The following is a 19,036-nucleotide window of genomic DNA, read 5'->3' on the forward strand; positions in this document are numbered from 1 at the left end:
GTGTATACAGGTTATGAACAGTAAAAGTCTATCGTCTTTGAAAATTATGGTTGACAGATTTTTGATTTTGTAGTATTAATATTTATATATAGAATAAAAGGAGGCTGAAATATGCGTAAGCTTAATTTAATTGAGAACAGAATAAAAAGATGCAATCAGCCGACCTTGGTTTCCATGTAAAATCCGTTATTGAATAATACAGAATGACGATTTTAAGATTTCCTATGTGAATTTTGACCACAGTCGCAAACTGTGGTTTTTTTGCGCTCATTTTTAGAAAGAAACATGATGATCCATGTCAGGCGACCCGCCCGTTCTCATAAGGGAAGCTGCTGATTACCTGTATATTAACGAAGCGAAAGTAATATGTCGCAATAACTGTCTGCGGTTCATAACTTGCAGTTTGGGAAAGAATGGGTGATCATGATGAAAAAATTAAATATCGGTATTATGGCACATGTTGATGCTGGAAAGACGACGGTAACGGAAGGGTTCCTGTTTCACAGCGGTGTTAAAAATTCCATGGGAAATGTGGATAACGGTACAACCACCACAGATTCTATGGAACTGGAGAAACAGCGGGGAATGACAATCCGTTCCGCAACGGTTTCTTTTATGATTGGTGAAACTAAAATTAATCTTATTGATACACCGGGACATATGGACTTTATTGCAGAAGTGGAAAGAGCCCTGTCAGTGCTTGACGGAGTAGTTCTTGTTATCTCTGCAAAGGAAGGTGTCCAGCCCCAGACACGTGCTATTTTTCATAAAATACAGCAGATGAAGATTCCTGTTATCTTTTTTATAAATAAAATCGACCGTTTGGGTGTAAATACGGAAGAAGTATACGAACAGATCAAATTGCAGCTTACAGATAATTTATTGCTGATGCAGAGAGTAAGTTATGAGTATGATGGAACGGGTCAAAGGTTCTGTCTTTTTAAAAGAAGTTACAAGGAACCGGATTTTGCGGAGCAGGTTATCGTTATGTCGGAAAAACTGCTGGAAAAATATATGAATAATGATAGGATTACAGAAGAAGATTATGAAAATGTAATTCGAAGCAGAATTCATTACGGAAAGCTTTATCCGGTTTATCATGGAACTGCTCTTAAGGATGTTGGTATTATAGAATTGATGGAGGCGGTCAGTAAATGGTTTATGCCGCAGGATCATAAGAATAGGCCGCTTTCTGCTTATATATATAAAGTAATATTTGATGAGCATAACCACAAGCTTTTTTATGTCCGTATCTTTTCGGGCCAGCTGTCTATAAGAATGCGTACAACAATTGAGAAAGATAACAGTGAGATTATAATTCGCAATTTGTTCGGTCTTGAAAATGGCAGACTCATTCCGGTCGATAAAGTGGATGCCGGTGATGTGGCCGTGATTATGGATGCAAAAGAATTAATATGCGGTGACTGGATCGGAGTGAAAACAAAACAGCATGTCTTTACACAAACGGAACCCCTGTTAAAGGTCGGTGTAAGGCCGGTTCCCCCCGTGAACAGGCGAGAACTGCTGGAAGCCTTGCAGATACTTTCCATGGAGGATCCGTATCTGGACTTAAATGTAGACGAGGAAACAGAAGAAATACAATTAAGGCTGTTTGGAAATCTGCAAAAGGAAATATTACAGATGCTGCTAAAGGATAGGTTTCATCTAGACACGGAATTCGACAGTGTTACGACAGTGAAAAAAGATAAACCCCTGGATAAGATAACCTGCATTGTACCTATCTTCGAGCAGGGTAATCTGTTACAGGCAGGAGTTGGGCTTACACTGGAACCCTTAGAGGAGGGCAGTGGCTTTCAATATGAAACCAAGGTTTCTTTCGGTGATCTGACCAAATCTTTTCAGAATGGTGTAAGAGAGGGAGTAGAGAAAGGAATCAGGAGGGGACTTCACGGTGAGGTAGTAGACACGAAGGTCACTTTTATGCATTCTGACTACAATAGTGTTACAAGTACACCGGCGGATTTTAGAAGACTGGCAGAAAAAGTGGTATATCAGGCGTTAAAAGAAATTGGCACAAAAACTATGGAGCCGGTAATGAAATACACCTTAACGGCGCCCCAGGGTTATGAAAAGAAAGTCATAACGGAATTGGTCCGTTTGAATGCTGTTATGGAAGAGACGGAATATACCCAGTCAGAAATGATTATAAAAGGCAAGGTAACACTTGAAGCCTGTAAAGATTTTGCTACACAGCTTTTTACCATTACAGAGGGAAGAGGAATATTCGAAACCACTTTCTGGCAATATCGGGATGTGGAAACTGATAATAGAAAAGTATTATAATAACAGTTCATTCGTAACGGACTCCCGCTTGGATGAAGTACGTAATGGTGCGGAATGTAAGCAAAAATTATAGATTAAATCTTGGAAAAAATTAATAGTAGTACCTGTAAATGGAATCACATCGTTTGCAGGTACTTTTTTATTACATTGGAAAGTTCTCCGAACTTACCTATGCAATAAAAAAGCCTTCCAGGCAGGATGCACATGAATACGCATAAGGATAATATCCTTTGGTGGATTGCCATTGAAGTGACAGCGCGTCAGCGTTAGAATCTAGCAGATCAGACTTTTTCTGAATCAAGTAAATTAAGTTGACAAGTACATAAGTCTTTTATATAATAAAAGACAACAAGTTGTCTATTGAGGTAAAGGAGGGTAACTATGAAACAATTTTATTTGCAGCAAATATTAGCAGCGATTTTTTATATGTCAAATAAAATACAGACGGAAGGTGATAAAATCGACAAAAGATTAACTACCAGGCAATGGATGACTTTATTAGCAATTATACATTTGCCAAAAGATAAGACATCCTATAATCAAATTGCCAATATGATGGGGTGTTCAAAACAAAATGCAAAACATATTGTGGAAATTCTCGAAAGAAAAGAGTTAGTTATAATAAGTAAAAATAAAAATGACAACAGGGCAGTAAATATTGAAATAACAAATCACTGCAGAGAAATTTTGCTGGAATATTATGAAAATGGCAATAAATTTTTAAATCAGATGTTTCAGGATTTTGATGAAACAGAATTAGAAGTTTTATGGAATTTATTAAAAAAATTAGCAGCTTCGGACGGTAGTAACTGGATTGGTTTTGAGGAAAAAGTTCCTATTATCCTAAATGGAAAGGATGAATAATATGAGTGAAGAGATTTGTTCTATAAAGATTGTACCGGAAATATCCTGTGCAGATGAAGCGGTTGAAATCAGTGTATGCGGATTACAGAAAAATCAGGAAGTACTTATACGGGCAATTAGCAAGGATTATTATTGTATCAATGCCGGTATGTCCGAACAGGGACAGAATTCTATTTGGGAATCATATGGGGTTTTTATAGCGGATGACAAAGGAAATCTCCAACTTAATAATACTGCTCCGATTGAGGGAACCTATAATACCTGTAATTCCATGGGACTTTTTTATTCTATGAGAATAAAAGAATTACATAAAAGTAAGCCTGCCTCAAAGCTGAACCAGGTAATGGAAAATAGAAGTTACACCATAGTTTTTACAGTTGAGGTAAATAACCGGATTATTGCATCAAAAGAACATATCAGAATTTTTTGTGATGAATCCATAAGAAGTGAAACAATTAATAATAATAATCTGGTGGCACGTTATTTCACCTCCGGGAGTACTCAGAAAAGACCTGCAGTTATTGTTGTAAGCGGAAGTGACGGAAGAATTGAGAAAGCACAGACCATATCCCAGCTATTTGCATCAAAAGGTTACTCTGCTTTGGCCGTATGTTATTTTGGACTGGAGGGAACACGGAATCATTTAGACAGGGTGCCACTTGAAATCATTGAAAATGCTATTAAATGGCTGAAAATACAGGACTCCGTTGATCCAAACAAGATTGCTATTTATGGAAGATCCAAAGGCGGTGAATTGGTTTTGCTTGCAGCGTCCATGTTTTCTGATATAAGCTGTGTTATAGCAAACACACCAAGCTGTTATGTGTATGAGGGGGTAAAAAATGGAATTCCAAGCAGACATTCCTCGTGGGCTTATCAGAACAGAGAAATTCCATATTTAAAGATATCATCATTCGTGCTTTTACAAATGCTGGTTAAGAAAATATTTGGGCACAAAGAACTGCTCACATGGATGTATAACAAGGTAATTACTTCGGAAAATACCGGTTGTGCCTCTATTTCAGTGGAAAGGGTAAATGGATCAATTTTATTATTCTCATCTGTCTCTGATGCTATATGGCCGTCTTTATTGCATTGCCAGACAGCCGTGAAACGTCTGGAAGAAAAAAACTATAAATATCCTGTTTATCATTGGACTTACGATAAAGCCGGTCATATGCTTACGTTACCTTATCAATCAATTTCATCATTGAATAAATGTAATGGAAACCTGGAAGCCTGGCAAAGCGCCTGTGTTGACAGTTGGAATAAAACAGTTGAATTTCTCAATAATTGGAGTAATGTATAAAATTATTCATGAACCCCCAAATCTCTGTTATGCTCTAATTAAATGACATACTGCCTTTTTTCCGTACATCCTTGGGTCTATTCTAATTTCGATTATTCTAATTACATTGTTTGTAGGTTTTGAGAAGAAACAGAAGCAGCCGCTCCTTGAATTTAACATATTCAGGAATGTGCAATTTTCCTTAAACCTGATCTGCGCACTCATTTCCTTTATCTGTATTGCCGCATCCATTATCCTGGTACCGTTTTATCTGCAGGATAGCCTGAAGTTGACTCCGGCTCAGTCAGGGCTATTTATGATGCTGTCACCACTTATTCTGGCAGCTCTTTCACCAATATGCGGTGCTATTTCGGATAAAATCGGATCGGAAATAATAACCATGTCAGGTATGCTGCTTATGGGGTTAGGTTTCTTCCTTATGTCTAGGCTTAACGAGCATTCTTCCGTTGTGATCTGTGCTGTTTTTATTTCTGTTATAGCTGTTGGCCAATCTCTATTCCAACCTGCCAATAACTCTTTGATTATGTCTGCTTGCCCCAGGGATAAACTTGGTATCGTTGGCAGTATTAACTCACTGGTACGGAATCTCGGACAAATTACAGGAATAACGCTTTCTACAACGCTGTTGTATCGTTTTATGAGTTGGAAGCTAAAATATCATATCTCCGACTATGTAAAAGGCAGGGATGACGTATTCGTTTATGGGATGAAAAATGTTTATCTTATACTGGTTGCTATATGTTGTCTTGGAGCTGTATTTACCGCTCTTAGGTTTTTTAAGACGAAAAGCAGAACTATTATAATTGATGGAAGAGGGAATTGAATCAGTAAAAGGAACGGAGTGCTTATTACCTATTAATAATAATTTAGGACTTGAAATGAATGATTTATTGTGCTAATATATTCTATGAATTTAACAATATAATATTCACAGGTGAACGATATGGGAAAAGCATTTACAGAAGAAGAGAAGATAATCATAAAAGAAAAAATTAAAACAGAATGTTATCACCTTTTTTTGGAGAAAGGGATCAAAAAGACCAATATTGAAGACATTACAATACGTGTCGGTATCGCAAAGGGCGGATTTTATAGTTTTTATAAAAATAAAGAAGAAGTGCTTTATGATTTAATAGACGATGATATGGAGCAGCAGATTATGAATGCTTTATCCCATCTGGATGAAAGCCATAAGAATCCAAAAGAAACTTTATATGAAATTATCAGGCATCATTGCAAACATATGAGAGACCGTAAGGCAATCTGGATGAAAGAACCTGATATTATGGAGATATTATCCAGAAAAAGTATTAAGGATAACCTATACACTGCGGAACGTAACAGGGAAGTATTACAAAAATACCGGGAGTTCTGGTTGCAGCAGGGCAGTATTAAGAGTATGGATCTGGAGAAATTATTGTGCCTGTTTTATATGTCTGAGGTTATATACATTAATCGGGAATATGTCAACTCAGAAGAATTTGATATTGTATTTGAACAAATTATTAAGCAAATGATAGATAAATATATCAAGCTATAAGAACACGGAAGTGTTCTTATATTTTACAAAGGCTGTGACTACAAATTATTTTTATTCACAGGATAGATGTGAGTCCGATTATTTTGAAAGGATAATTCATACGAAGAAATGCCGGTATATTATAGTGGGTGCTTTAGCTGTATCTTTACTCTTTATGCGAGTTACCGCAAAACAATATAATAATGTGATAAATGATAGTTAATAAGAAAGGTTGTGATATAAAATGAATAAAAATCAGAACGTAATAGGCTTAAAGGAAGTACCGGAGGGCTGTATCGGATTGGTGGGAGGGAAAGGAGCCAATTTAGGAAAATTAATACAGGCAGGAATTCAAGTTCCCGGGGGATTTATAGTTACAGCAGAGGCTTATCTGGAATACCTGAATAAAAACAGCTTATTGAGTACTATTGAAGAAATGGAAACTTTTATTAAAAATAATTCGGATGAGAATAAATCGGACGAAAACAAATCAAATAATAAGCTTATGGAGTATTGTAAGCAGTTACAGGCTAAAATCGAAAACGGCAGCTTTTCAGAGGATATGATAGAAGAACTGCAGAGGATGTACAATAAAATGGGAACGGAAACCAGGGTGGCAGTCCGCAGTTCAGCAACAGCCGAGGACCTGGAAGAAGCCAGTTTTGCAGGGCAGCAGGAAACCTACCTGAATGTCAGGGGGATTGCAGAAGTTATTCATAGGATAAAATCCTGTTTTGCTTCCTGTTATTCCTATCGCTCCGTATCTTATCGGCTGAAGTCCGGGTTTGAAGTAAATAAGGTGTCCGCAGCAGTTGTCGTGCAGGAAATGGTAGAATCCGAGATTTCAGGAGTGCTGTTTACACAGAATGTGTTAAACGGAAATAAAGCTGAAATGGTCATCAATGCTTCCTATGGCCTGGGAGAATCCGTAGTGTCCGGAGCTGTCACACCGGATGAATACAGATTAGACGAGCAGGGTAAAGAAATAAAATGTTATATCGGAAGTAAGGAAACAAAAATTATTTACGGAGAGAAAGAAACCATACAGATACCGGTTTCCAGGGAATTACAGATAGTAAGAGCACTGAATCAGAATCAGACGAAACTCATCTGGGAGTCGGGCCAAAAGATTCAGAAACTTTATGGAAAAGCGATGGACATTGAATGGGGAATATATGTAAATAAACTATATATCCTTCAGGCTAGACCAATCACAACATTAAAGGGTACGAATGAGAATAAAAAGGCAGGGGATCAAATCGAGTCAGGAAAGCAAAAGGATTATACTCCTCCATTCTCAGAGGAAACTTCACCAGACAGTACCGAAACCGTGCTTAGAGCAAAAGGAAAGGGTAAGAATAAGTTGAATAATTATGAACGTAAAAATCTTGCTTTTAACCTGGAGCATTGCCCCTATGCATATTATCCGCTGGATTACGGTATCGGAATGATACTCGGTGATGTCAAGCAGAAATTATTTAAAGAAATCGGAATTACAATTCCCTCTGAATATGAATTGAGTTCAAATGGTTTTATAAGAGTAAGAGCAGGGAAAATAAAGATGAATCATAATATATTGCATCTGGTGGGAACGTTACACCGGTATGGAGATTATGCCAATAACAGTATGTCTGGGGAGAGATTGCTTAAGGAGATTGACAGCGCTTTATATTCCGTTGAAGCAGATATGAAAAAAAAGCTCTCCTTAACAGAATATGACGGGATTTTTCATAAATTGTATGAGATTCAAGAAAAGATAGGGTATGCCAGATTCCGGTATTACATTTTTCCTGCGGTGATTACCGGCAAAAAACTGTCCGGATTTATGAAAAAAAACGGTAACTTCTCAGAATACGATTTGCTTGGTGACCTGTCCTACCGAACGATAGACATGAACCGGGATTTAATTATTTTGGCGGAAAAGTTGAAAAAAAATGCCGATTTATTAAGTAATGTGGATAAACCGATAGACTGGATTCAGACCAAATATGTTGAAGAATGGAATAAGATACGGGAATACCTTACCAAATATGGCTATAGGATGGAATACAACTGTTATCCGTTTTCGTCACAGTCCTGGTTAGAGAATCCCCAAAGATTTTGGAATATCCTTAAGATGTGTTTGAAGAACGGTAAAAATGATATAGAAGAAACTTATAAATACCAGCAGATTATGAAAGCTGTACATAAATTACCGGAAAATAAAAGGAAAAGCAAGGAGGTACAGATTGCATTTTACCGTGAGAGCCATGTAAAAAGGGAAGAATCCCAATATATGTGGGAGAGATGTTTTTATGATTTCAGATCAGCCCTAAAAAGTGTTGCAGGGATTCTAAAAGCTGAGGTCAGAGATCTATGGTTTCTTACCTATGAGGAATTATTAGGCATTCTAAAACTTGGTCAGCTTAGCACAAAGGATAGGGAAAACATAACCTTAAGAAAGCAATACAGGAAACAGGCAGAAAAAGTATGGCAAAATCAGTTTATGCTGTTACAAACATCCGAAGATAATGAGAAAGAATTGCAGGGGATATCAGGGAGCTGCGGCAAGGTTTTCGGAAAAGCCTGTATTGTAAATACTAAGGAGGAATTTAATAAACTACAGACAGGTGACATTCTGATCTGTCCTTTTACCAATCCGGAATGGACACCTTTATTTTCAATTGCTGCAGCTGTTGTGGCAGATACCGGCGGCGCGTTATCCCACGCGGCGATTGTTGCAAGGGAATACGGGATTCCTGCGGTTCTTGGGACAGGTAATGCCACAAGGATATTCCATGACGGGGACCTTGTCCTGGTGGATGGAGACAAGGGAAAGGTCGTTTTAAGTCATGAATAAATATAAGAATAAAAAGGAAGAACAAACGAAATTACCCATGGAAACAGAGCCGGTACATATCTTGATTTTGAAAATGGCTGTTCCTACCATTATCAGTATGCTGATTACCACTGTTTATAATATGACGGATACCTTTTATGTGGGCAAAATAGGCTCGGAAGCTGTTGCAGCTGTCGGAATTGTATATTCTTATATGAGCATCATACAGGCCTTTGGTTTTTTGTTCGGTCACGGCTCCGGGAATTATATTGCCCATAAATTAGGGCAGCATAAGGGGCGGGAGGCAGAGAATATGGCAGGAACGGCACTTCTGTTATCCGGTATATTCGGAGTTGTTCTGGGTATTTTCAGTTACCTGTTTGCGGGAAAAATCGTGAGGATTTTAGGTGCGGTTAACGGTATGACAAGTAATGCAGCCGTCTATTTACAGGCGCTTTCTTTCGGTATTCCTTTTATCATTGTAGCATTAATGTTAAATAATCAATTACGTTTTCAGGGAAAAACACTGCTTGGAATGATCGGAATCGGTATGGGCGGAATTCTGAATATAGCAATGGCTCCTTTATTTATCTTTGTATTAAATATGAAAGTAGAAGGGGCAGGAATTGCAACCTCATTATGTCAGTTAATCAGTTTTCTGCTTCTTTTTTATATTGCCAGGAAAAAGAGTGTTGTCCATATTACCATTAAACGGCTGCAGATCAATGCAAACCTGATAAAGGAATTACTGTGGGGCGGTATGCCTAACTTTACAAGACAGGCAATTGCATCTTTTGCTATGTTGTGCCTGAATTTATCCATTATAAGATACGGGGAACAGGTGATTGCAGCATTTACTATCGTAAACAGATGGCTTATGATGACAGGTGCTGCAATGATTGGGTTAGGTCAGGGCTTTCAGCCTGTATGTGCCTATAATTATGGAGCAAAACTTTACAAAAGGGTAAAAGCCGGATTTAAATTCTGCTGTACGGTTTCTACCGTGGCAGCGATTCTCTTAACCGGAGTCTGTTATTTATTTAGTGATGAAATTGTTCGAATATTCACGGTCGACAGCGGAGTGATCTCCGTTGGAAAACAAATATTAAGATATCAATGTATTTCTGTTCCGGTTTTAGGCTGGGTAATCATGAGCGGGATGTTATTGCAGAATACAGGCAGATACAAACAGGCAACAATTGTATCTGCCTCCAGACAGGGAATTGTATTTTTACCTGTTTTAGGTATTATGGTATATTTGGGAAGTTTAAAGGGAATCTTGCTGGTGCAACCCCTTGCAGATATTGGAACGTTCCTGATATCCCTTCCTATGGGAATTCGGGTATTAAAATTTTTAAATGGTATGGATTAAGATGAATAATATGTAAATCTTCATAATATCGTAGAACATTAAAGTATGATTAAGGGTATCTCTCTGGTCTTTGACCGGGGAGATACCCTTTGCTGCAGCATCTATAACATGAGGTAGAGTCCATCAATTTAGATAGGGCTGACAAGAACTTACTAAGTGTTATTCTCACTATAATCAGAATTTATGTATTCCTTAAATGACTTGCTGAAATAGGATGGTATGGAGATTATAAAAACAGCTAAAAAAGCAGCGGTAATTACCAAACGAATAGGATATATACCTCCAAGTACTCCGCCAAGTGCCATAGCAAAAGGCGTTAAGCCCTGTGTTATCATATTTAAAAAGGACATTACCTTACCTCTTACTTCCTGTGAGGTAGAGGCTTGTATGGTAGAGATCAGCAGAACATTAAAAAGAGAATTAAAGAATCCTGCCAGAACAATCAGTATGGACATTATTATAAAAGATGGCTGGTTAAAGGCAAAAATCATACAAAGGTTAGATATGATACTGGAAACAATAAACAGTTTAAGTTTATTCTGTGATTTTATTGTTAAGATGGACAGAAGCAGAAAACCAGCTGCCGCACCACCCATATAGGTGGATAAAAGAATGCCGTATTTTCCTGCTCCCATTGACGGAGTATACTTACAGTACGGTAAGAATAATACGATGCCTATGAAAGAGAAAAAATTACACATAGCAGCTAACATTAGAATGATCCGTAAACCTTTCTGCTTCCACATATAGAGAAAACCCTCCGACATATCCTTAAAAAAATGAATTTTATCTTTCTTTTTATTTTCAGGAATTTTAACAAAAGCGATAGAGGTACCTGAAAATAAAAAGGACAAACCATCGAATAGGAATAATGCCGGTGCACCTAATGCCTGAAACAAAAAACCGCCTGCTACATTCCCGACCATGTTGGATCCGGAAGATAATATGGAAAACACGGAAAGAGCATTGGAAATCTTGGCTTTTGGTACAATCTCCGGGATTGTCGCCTGTACACCTGGATTAAAGATAGCTCCGCAGATACTAAGGAGAATACCGGTTACAAAAACCATCCATATGGCTAATTCTCCATGGTAAGCGGCAGCTGCCAATAGAACAATACATATTCCGCGTAGGATATCTAATAAAATAAACAATCGTTTTTTACTGGAATTATCAATGATAACACCTGCTAAAGGAGCAATAAGCACTCCGGGCAATGTGGAGGCAGCCATAAGAGTTCCCATTAATGCGGTAGATCCTGTAACAGCAAGTACCCAGAAACCGAGGGCAATACTATAAACCGCATCGCCTACAGTGGAGACAAGCTGACTCTGCCATAGTATTGAAAAACTGGGTGTCCATAATCTGTTTTTGCTAAACTTACTCAATTGAATCACCTTCCATTTCTATTTTTGCTCTTCTGGCATCAAATTTCTCCAGCGTCTGTAACTGAGACTCAGTGAAGTCTTCGCTGTCTCCATAATTAATATTTTCCTCAAAATTAAGAGGTTCATTGCCATCATAATAATATAGCTTTTTCAACAGCAACCATAATAGTTCTAATTCCCTGGTTGTGAATTTTGAAAACATCTCAGTAAATAAATGAATGGACTGCTCCGCAGATATCATTACGGCAGTTTTGCCGGTATCTGTAATTTGTATCTCTGTTGCACGTTTGTCCAGAGCAGAGGGTACAGAGACAATATAACCTTTATTTTCAAGAATTGAAATTAACTGTTTGACGCTTTGTCTTGTACTACCTAACATTTTAGCCAGGTTACTGTGAGTTGCCTTTCCGTTTGGTAAATGAAGAATCGCCGTCATTAACATCATCTGTCTTGTTGTAAGTGAGTTAAGTGATTGATCGCCCTTAACCTGAATCTTATTCGATAACGTAAATATGGTGGCAAATATTTGCTGGATTAAATAGAGATCTTTTTCATATTTCAAAATGGTACATCCTCCTGATTCATTATTTTATTATGCAGTATACTGCCTATTATATCACTTTTTATGTAATTGTCAATATACTGCATAAATTTTATTATAAGAGCAGATTATCACAACAATCACTGGTACGAACTATTTTAATTTCGGGATAAATATGCTTGATTACTGGATACTATTCATAAATCAAATAGGGTATATATAAAAAGGCAGACGAGGAAGAAGCTGAGCGTTGAGCTGGGGGACTACTTTTTATTGAGGAGATAAAATAATATTTTATATTGAATTAAACTTTCGTAATAAATTACTTCGATAAAATATAATTTCAAAAATCCTTGACAATCTATTTGATAATAGCTAAGATATAAAAAAGTAAACGAATAAAATTATAATGCAAAGAGGCAGTCTAATTATGGACTGCCTCTTTCTGTCATAGAATCATTCTCTGAACTTCTCTCATAGATAATTGCCAGACCATCAGGTGCATATTAACATGTCTATCGACTGTAAGTGAAAATAGAGGGAAAAAATTTTTCTATTCAATGAAATAAAATTACACAATAAAATAAAATAATGAAATAAAATTTCAAAAAACTGTTGACATATGATAAAACATTGGTTAAAATATAATAAATTGTTGCAAATAGACAAAGCTAATTGTGCAATATTACTACAACACTGTCTTTTTAAAATATACAGTTAGGAATGTGAGATTACTATGAATGATTATTTATCAAACCTGATAACAGAGCAAGTCAATCAAGAAACTGAGAATATTGATGAATGTACTACGGAGCAGATTTTAAATCTGATCAATAGGGAGGATTCCAAGGTACCGGATGCTGTTAGGAAAGAAATACCCAATATAACAAAAGCTGTTGATATAATATATGAATCACTATCGAGTGGCGGCCGGATGATATATCTGGGTGCAGGAACTTCGGGAAGATTAGGCGTATTAGATGCTTCGGAATGTCCGCCAACTTATGGAACGGACCCTGAATTGATACAGGGTTACATAGCCGGAGGAGATGGTGCACTCAGGACAGCCGTTGAGGGAAGTGAAGACAGTGAAGAAGAGGGAAGAAAGCAGGTTAAGGAGTGCAGTGTAACCAAAAAGGATGTCATAATAGGAATAACAGCCAGCGGCAGTGCACCCTATGTATGCGGGGCCTTGAAACAGGCCAGAGAGTATGGCGCCACAACGATTGGAGTTGTAAATAATGACAATACGAAACTAAATAAACTTTGTGATATATGTATTGAAGTTGTAGTAGGACCAGAGGTTGTAATAGGTTCTACCCGAATGAAAGCAGGCACGGCGCAGAAGCTGGTGCTGAATATGTTAACCACCGCGGCTATGATAAAACTCGGTAAAGTATATGGGAATATGATGGTGGATTTAAAAGCTTCCAATAATAAGTTAAACGAAAGGTCAATCCGAATTATAAGAAAAGTAACCGGAGTCAATGAAGAGTCAGCCTTAAAATATTTGGAGGAGGCAGATAAGAATACAAAACTTGCAATTATGATGATACTATCGGGGGAGTCCTGCGAGAATTCGAAAAGGATATTAGAGAAGAATCAGGGATATTTAAAAAGGGCACTTAAGGCAAGTGATATAAACCTGAACTAATTTAACCTAATAATTCAGGCAAGATATAAAAGTAAAACCATAAGTGGGGCGGACCCAAACGATAGGTCTATATAGTTGATTCGATATATAGCATTTTGCTTAAGCAAAATTATATAAATTAAGGAGGAAAATGAAATGAAGAAATTAAAACGATTTTATGCTTATGCTTTGGTTGCGGTTCTGGCAATCGGCAGTTTAACCGGCTGCAAAAGCAAAGGTGCAAAGGAAACTAATGAACCCAGTAAAAGCACCGTCACAAATGATACCAGTGAAACAACTGCTTCCGAAACCGGGCAAACAGAATTAAAAGAGGATACCATTAATGTACTGTTACCCCCTGTCTCCCCAACCTATCAGGATAATTTTGATAAGTGGACCAAGGAATTTAACGAGTTGTATCCTAACCTGACACTTAAGATTGAACCGGCAAGCTGGGAAGATGTTACTCAAAAACTGGATGTACAGGTGCAGGCAGGATCTCCTCCGGATATCGCTTTTGTGGGTGCAGGATCGATTCCGAAATACATAGATACCGGCCTTTTACTGGATATCAGCAATATAGCCACAAAGGATATGCTGGATGATTTTGATCAGAATATCCTGAATTATTACAAAAACGGGGAGGGCCTATATGGCATGCCAGCTTACGCTGAGGTACACGGCATCGGCGGTAACAGAGAAATGTTGGAAGCTGCCGGGATTGACTGGAAGAAAGTTCAGACGGATGGATGGACATATGAAGAATTCAGGAAAGCAATTAAAGCCGGTACTATCAAGGATGGAGATAATGTTAAGACATACGGTTTTGTTTTTGCCTGTTCAGGTGTTACGGCGGCGGATTATCTTAACATATTTGTTAAAAATGCCGGAATGCCGGATGCATTCAACAAAGATTTAAAATATGCTTATACCAGTAAAAATTTCCTTAAATTATTGGAAGCCTTAAGAGCTTTAATTGATGACGGCTCCATGCCTGCAGAACTTAGCTCCGTAGATGCAGGAAAACGCTGGAATATGTTCTTAACCGGTCAAACCATGATAACCGGTAAAGGTTTATCCGTTTTTGAACGGTCCGCTAAGCTTAATAACGATAAAATAGATGCGAAAGACGGAAGTGCTGTAGAGGGCAGTATCAAAACAGAGTATATCATACTTCCGGTGCCTACTTTTTTCGGTAATACCATGTCGGCAGCCGGTGCAATTGATGGTTATGTTGCTTTCCGCGGAAAACAGGAACCTGATCCGGAACATCTTAAAAATGTAGCAAAAGCAATGTATTTTTTAGCCAGCGGTCAGGTAGCGGCTATAACCTGTAATGATTTGTATATATCTCCTATCTGTCAATCCGGTATGAAAGCTATGGCAGATTTGGAAGCTCCGGAAGGTAAAAATGATTATAACACCAAAGAAGCAGCACTGCTTACATCCCTTATCTCAGAAGCAAGACCGGATATTACTCCGGAGCTTGGGGCAAAAGCACAGAAAATATCCGATGAAGTTATGGTACCCAAATTTCAGGCTTTATTGGCAAATGAGCTGACACCGCAGGAAATGTATGATGCAGTCAAAGCTGCAGCAATTGATGCTTTTGGGGAAGATGGAATAGTAACAGACTAAATCCAAGAGGTAAGAATATAAATTAGCAATTCTTATGATTCAAGCGTCAAAAGCAATTTTTATATTATGGTTTTCGTCAATTTGCACAATTTATGTTCTAATTGCGTGACGCAGAATATAGTTCATTCGTAACACGTTCTCGCTTGGATGAAGTGCGTAGTGGTACATAAGGCCCTAAAATACAGGACCTAAGTACCAACGACTTCATACAGTTACTCATCAAACTATATTCTACATCACGCTAATAATGAGTTATAGATGTGCAAATCGACGAATGTGAATTATTTGCATGGATTTTGACGCTCGAATCATTATTATTAATAGAGCCTGGATTTTTGGCAGGGCCGTGAAAAAAATATGATATCACAGCGGCCTTGCAATATTTGGAGGATGTATGAAAAATAAAAAAGAACCTGCATTGCATAATAAGAGAAGAAAGAATAATGAGGAAAGTAAATGGGGGTATATTTTTATTTTGGCACCTTTACTTGTTTTCATTATATTTACTTTATATCCCATAATTGATGCTTTTATCATAAGTTTTAAAGAGTTTAAACCTTTAAAGACAGAATGGATAGGGTTAGATAATTATAAAAATACCCTGAAGAATTCATTATTTTATAAATCGCTTATTAATACAGTAGTGTACACAGGGCTTACCGTGCCGCTTTCCATGGCTTTGTCCTTTGTTGTTTCTATCCTGATTGTACCTTTGACGAAAAGAAAACAGAATTTTTATAAAGCCGCATATTATTTGCCTGCCATTGCATCGGGGGTTGCCCTTTCCTTTGTATGGAAATGGATCTTTGACCCATTGCCGTCAGGTTTATTAAATAGATTGGTAGCTCTGTTTGGTGTGAATAATCAAAACTGGCTGGGGAGTTCTAAAACTGCTATGTTATCCTTAATCTTAATGGCATTGTTGTCCAGTCACGGTACTTCTATTATTATTTACATTGCAGCTTTACTTGGTATTGATAATACCTATTATGAATCAGCTGATATAGATGGAGCTACATTTTTTAAGAAATTATGGTATATTGTATTGCCGTTAGTAAAACCGACAACTGTTTTTTTACTTGTAACCAGTGTGATCGGTTCTTTCCAGGTGTTCCAGAATGCGTTTCTTATGACAGGCGGAGGCCCGGATAATGCCACTACCATGGTTGGCCTCTTAATTTTCAATAAAGCTTTTAAGTATTTTGAATACGGAGAGGCTTCTGCTCAGGCATTGCTGTTAACCGCTATTATCGGGATATTTACTTTCATTCAATTTAAATTAACCGGCGATAATGTAGAGTATTAGAAAGGAGGAAAGTCGAGACAAAGTTTACTCGACTATGTTATATGGCTTTGTATAAAAGTTACAGCAAAAATGAAAACAGTAAAAAATATTTTCGAAACACGTGGATCATACTCCTTCTAACACTGTTGGTAATTGCTACGTTATTTCCGATTTATTATATGATAATATCATCCTTTGGACCGCCTGTTGAAGCAGGAGCTTCAAGCTATTCCTTACTTATTAAGAATCCTACCCTTGGCTCATACAAATTTTTCTTTGATTACAGCAAATATTCCTTACGCTGGATCGTGAATTCTTTTATTGTTGCGGGGTTAATTACTCTTTCCAATGTTATTTTTGCAACTGCGGCAGGGTATGCATTTTCAAAACTCAGATTCAAAGGGAATAAGCTGTTATTTTCTCTTCTGCTGCTTGCTATGATGATACCTTATCAGGTTACCCAGGTCCCTTTATATATCTTAGTCGTTAATGTTTTACATATCGATAATACTTATACGGCGTTAGTTGTTCCCGGACTGGTTTCTGCCTATAATGTATTTCTGGCAAAACAGTTTATCGGTTCTCTGCCTACAGAAATTATGGAAGCGGCTAAAATGGAGGGCTGCAGCCAGCCGGCGCTCTTGATTAAAATTATTATGCCATTGTCCAAAACGGTTATGGCAGTTATGGCAATCAATACCTTTATGAATAACTGGAATACGTTCTTTTGGCCTTTTTTAGTAACCAGTACGGAAAATATGCAGACGATTCAGGTAGGGCTTAAGAATTTCAGTTTTGCCAATACAACGTATTTTGCACCAATGATGGCCGGTGCCACGGTGTCGGCACTGCCTATGTTTATACTTTTCTTTACCTTACAGAAATATTTCCTGGAGGGTGTTACGGTTGGAGCTGTAAAAGGGTAGAAGTAACTTACAATGCCGGGGAAACAGTAACCGGAAGGATAGATACGGCATTACAACGAAGAGATTGTAGTTTTCGACACGGATTTAAAAAGCGCAGGAAATCGGCGCGGGATTGCAGGTAAGAATATGATAGATAGAATCGCGAATAAAGAGGTAAGAAGAATTATCGGTTTAATGTCCGGAACTTCTGTGGATGGTATTGATGCCGCGCTGGTAGAAATAACAGGAAATCCATATGAGGGAACTGCCGCTGACGGAAATTCCGCTGACGGAAGGGTAAAACTGCTGGCCTTTGAAAATAAGCCATTTCCGGAAAAGATAAGAAACCAAATATTTGAATTATTTCAGGCCGGAAATGCTACGGTAGATAAAGTGGGATATATGAATTTCCTGTTAGGCGAGCTTTATGCTAAGTCAGCCTGTTCGGTAGCCGGGAAAGCAGGGTTATCCATAAAAGAGATAGACTGTATCGGTTCCCACGGGCAGACAATATACCACCATCCGGAACCTATAACAAAGGATGGTTATCTTATCGGTTATACCGTACAAATCGGTGAGGGTGCCGTAATTGCCCAGAGGACGAAAGTGCCTTGTGTCAGTGATTTCCGTGTGGCGGATATGGCAGCAGGAGGCCAGGGAGCTCCTTTGGTGCCGTTTACGGAATATGTGTTATATAGAAAGAAAGAGGAAACAATCCTTTTACAGAACATTGGTGGAATCGGCAATATCACCGTATTACCAAAGAATTGTAAACTAAATGAAGTGTATGCGTTTGATACCGGTCCCGGCAATATGATAATGGATGGTATGATAACCCGTTTTACCGGCGGAGTTAAAACCATGGATGAGAATGGTAAGATAGCAGCAGCCGGAAAGGTTGATACAGTTTTACTGGATGAATTAAAAAGACATCCTTATTTTAAAGAAAAACCTCCTAAATCAACTGGAAGGGAAATGTTTGGAGAGGAATTCATCAAAAATGTTTATGAAAAGGTAAAAATCCGGGGGATTTCTTTACAGGACACCATGGCAACAACTGCAGAATTCACTGCCTGGTCAATTGTAAAAGCCTACCAAAAGTTTATTATGCCCTTACATAAAGCAGACAAGTTATATATCGGAGGGGGAGGCAGTTATAATACCACATTAGTGGATAAAATCCGCAAACCCATGGATAAATTGGGAGTTTCAGTATTGATTCAAGAGGATATCGGGTTTAACAGTGATGCCAAGGAAGCAGTGGCTTTTGCCCTGCTGGCAGATTGTACCATAGCCGGCAGATATAACAGTATACCCTCTGTTACAGGCGCAGCAGGTCCCGTGATCATGGGGAAGATATCATTATGTAAGGATAATTAGGAAGGCAGGTTCTGTGCTAATTGTTTTTAAGTACAGAAATATAATGATATTGAAGATCCCTCAGGCGGAGGTCAGCAGTA

At 37.9% G+C, this 19,036-nt stretch carries 14 protein-coding genes; 12 read left to right on the top strand and 2 right to left on the bottom strand.

The genetic code is table 11. The annotated features are described in order from the left end of the window. Window positions 1-426 precede the first annotated feature (426 nt). From RBU59_RS23305 to RBU59_RS23335, 7 genes are all read left to right on the top strand, one after another. The gene (locus RBU59_RS23305; RefSeq protein WP_308144866.1) at window positions 427-2,304 is read left to right on the top strand and encodes an elongation factor G; all 1,878 of its coding nucleotides are present in this window, start codon (window positions 427-429) and stop codon (window positions 2,302-2,304) included. Between the two features lie 381 nt (window positions 2,305-2,685). Further along, a complete protein-coding gene (locus RBU59_RS23310) occupies window positions 2,686-3,168 on the top strand; it encodes a MarR family winged helix-turn-helix transcriptional regulator (RefSeq protein WP_308144867.1) in 483 nt (160 codons plus the stop codon). A 1-nt stretch (window position 3,169) separates the two neighbouring features. Beyond that, window positions 3,170-4,477, top strand: a complete 1,308-nt coding sequence (locus tag RBU59_RS23315; RefSeq protein ID WP_308144868.1) for an acyl-CoA thioesterase/bile acid-CoA:amino acid N-acyltransferase family protein — start codon at window positions 3,170-3,172, stop codon at window positions 4,475-4,477. 106 nt (window positions 4,478-4,583) lie between these two features. Beyond that, entirely contained in the window at window positions 4,584-5,300 is a 717-nt protein-coding gene (locus tag RBU59_RS23320) for an MFS transporter (RefSeq protein WP_308144869.1), read from the top strand. 120 nt (window positions 5,301-5,420) lie between these two features. After that, the gene (locus RBU59_RS23325) at window positions 5,421-6,017 is read left to right on the top strand and encodes a TetR/AcrR family transcriptional regulator (RefSeq protein ID WP_308144870.1); all 597 of its coding nucleotides are present in this window, start codon (window positions 5,421-5,423) and stop codon (window positions 6,015-6,017) included. 223 nt (window positions 6,018-6,240) lie between these two features. Beyond that, a complete protein-coding gene (locus tag RBU59_RS23330) occupies window positions 6,241-8,835 on the top strand; it encodes a PEP/pyruvate-binding domain-containing protein (RefSeq protein WP_308144871.1) in 2,595 nt (864 codons plus the stop codon). After that, window positions 8,828-10,186, top strand: coding sequence for an MATE family efflux transporter (locus tag RBU59_RS23335; RefSeq protein ID WP_308144872.1), 1,359 nt, complete (start codon window positions 8,828-8,830; stop codon window positions 10,184-10,186). Before RBU59_RS23330 ends, RBU59_RS23335 begins: the two co-directional genes overlap by 8 nt. Before the next feature lie 152 nt (window positions 10,187-10,338). Here the strand turns inward: RBU59_RS23335 and RBU59_RS23340 are convergent, their stop codons facing one another. Both RBU59_RS23340 and RBU59_RS23345 read right to left on the bottom strand, forming a co-directional pair. Beyond that, window positions 10,339-11,574 carry an MFS transporter gene (locus tag RBU59_RS23340; RefSeq protein WP_308144873.1) on the bottom strand — a complete coding sequence of 412 codons (1,236 nt, stop codon included), beginning with the start codon at window positions 11,572-11,574 and terminating at the stop codon, window positions 10,339-10,341. Then, entirely contained in the window at window positions 11,567-12,136 is a 570-nt protein-coding gene (locus RBU59_RS23345; protein ID WP_308144874.1) for a MarR family winged helix-turn-helix transcriptional regulator, read from the bottom strand. The genes RBU59_RS23340 and RBU59_RS23345 overlap by 8 nt, the downstream gene beginning before the upstream one ends. A 715-nt stretch (window positions 12,137-12,851) precedes the next feature. Between RBU59_RS23345 and murQ the strand changes: the two genes are divergently transcribed. The 5 genes from murQ (at window position 12,852) to RBU59_RS23370 (ending at window position 18,956) form a co-directional block, all read left to right on the top strand. After that, window positions 12,852-13,769 (top strand): N-acetylmuramic acid 6-phosphate etherase, encoded by a 918-nt coding sequence (murQ, locus tag RBU59_RS23350; RefSeq protein ID WP_308144875.1) that lies wholly within the window; start codon window positions 12,852-12,854, stop codon window positions 13,767-13,769. 135 nt (window positions 13,770-13,904) lie between these two features. Beyond that, window positions 13,905-15,386: an ABC transporter substrate-binding protein gene (locus RBU59_RS23355; RefSeq protein WP_308144876.1), complete on the top strand. Its 1,482-nt coding sequence runs from the start codon at window positions 13,905-13,907 to the stop codon at window positions 15,384-15,386. Window positions 15,387-15,780: 394 nt separating this feature from the next. Next, complete coding sequence (locus RBU59_RS23360; protein ID WP_308144877.1) at window positions 15,781-16,692, top strand: carbohydrate ABC transporter permease; 912 nt, start codon at window positions 15,781-15,783, stop codon at window positions 16,690-16,692. Between the two features lie 41 nt (window positions 16,693-16,733). Continuing rightward, complete coding sequence (locus tag RBU59_RS23365) at window positions 16,734-17,597, top strand: carbohydrate ABC transporter permease (RefSeq protein ID WP_308144878.1); 864 nt, start codon at window positions 16,734-16,736, stop codon at window positions 17,595-17,597. Between the two features lie 126 nt (window positions 17,598-17,723). Then, a complete protein-coding gene (locus RBU59_RS23370) occupies window positions 17,724-18,956 on the top strand; it encodes an anhydro-N-acetylmuramic acid kinase (protein ID WP_308144879.1) in 1,233 nt (410 codons plus the stop codon). Window positions 18,957-19,036 lie beyond the last annotated feature (80 nt).

It is taken from the genome of Anaerocolumna sp. MB42-C2 (assembly GCF_030913705.1).
In the GTDB taxonomy this organism is placed as follows: Bacteria; Bacillota; Clostridia; order Lachnospirales; family Lachnospiraceae; genus Anaerocolumna.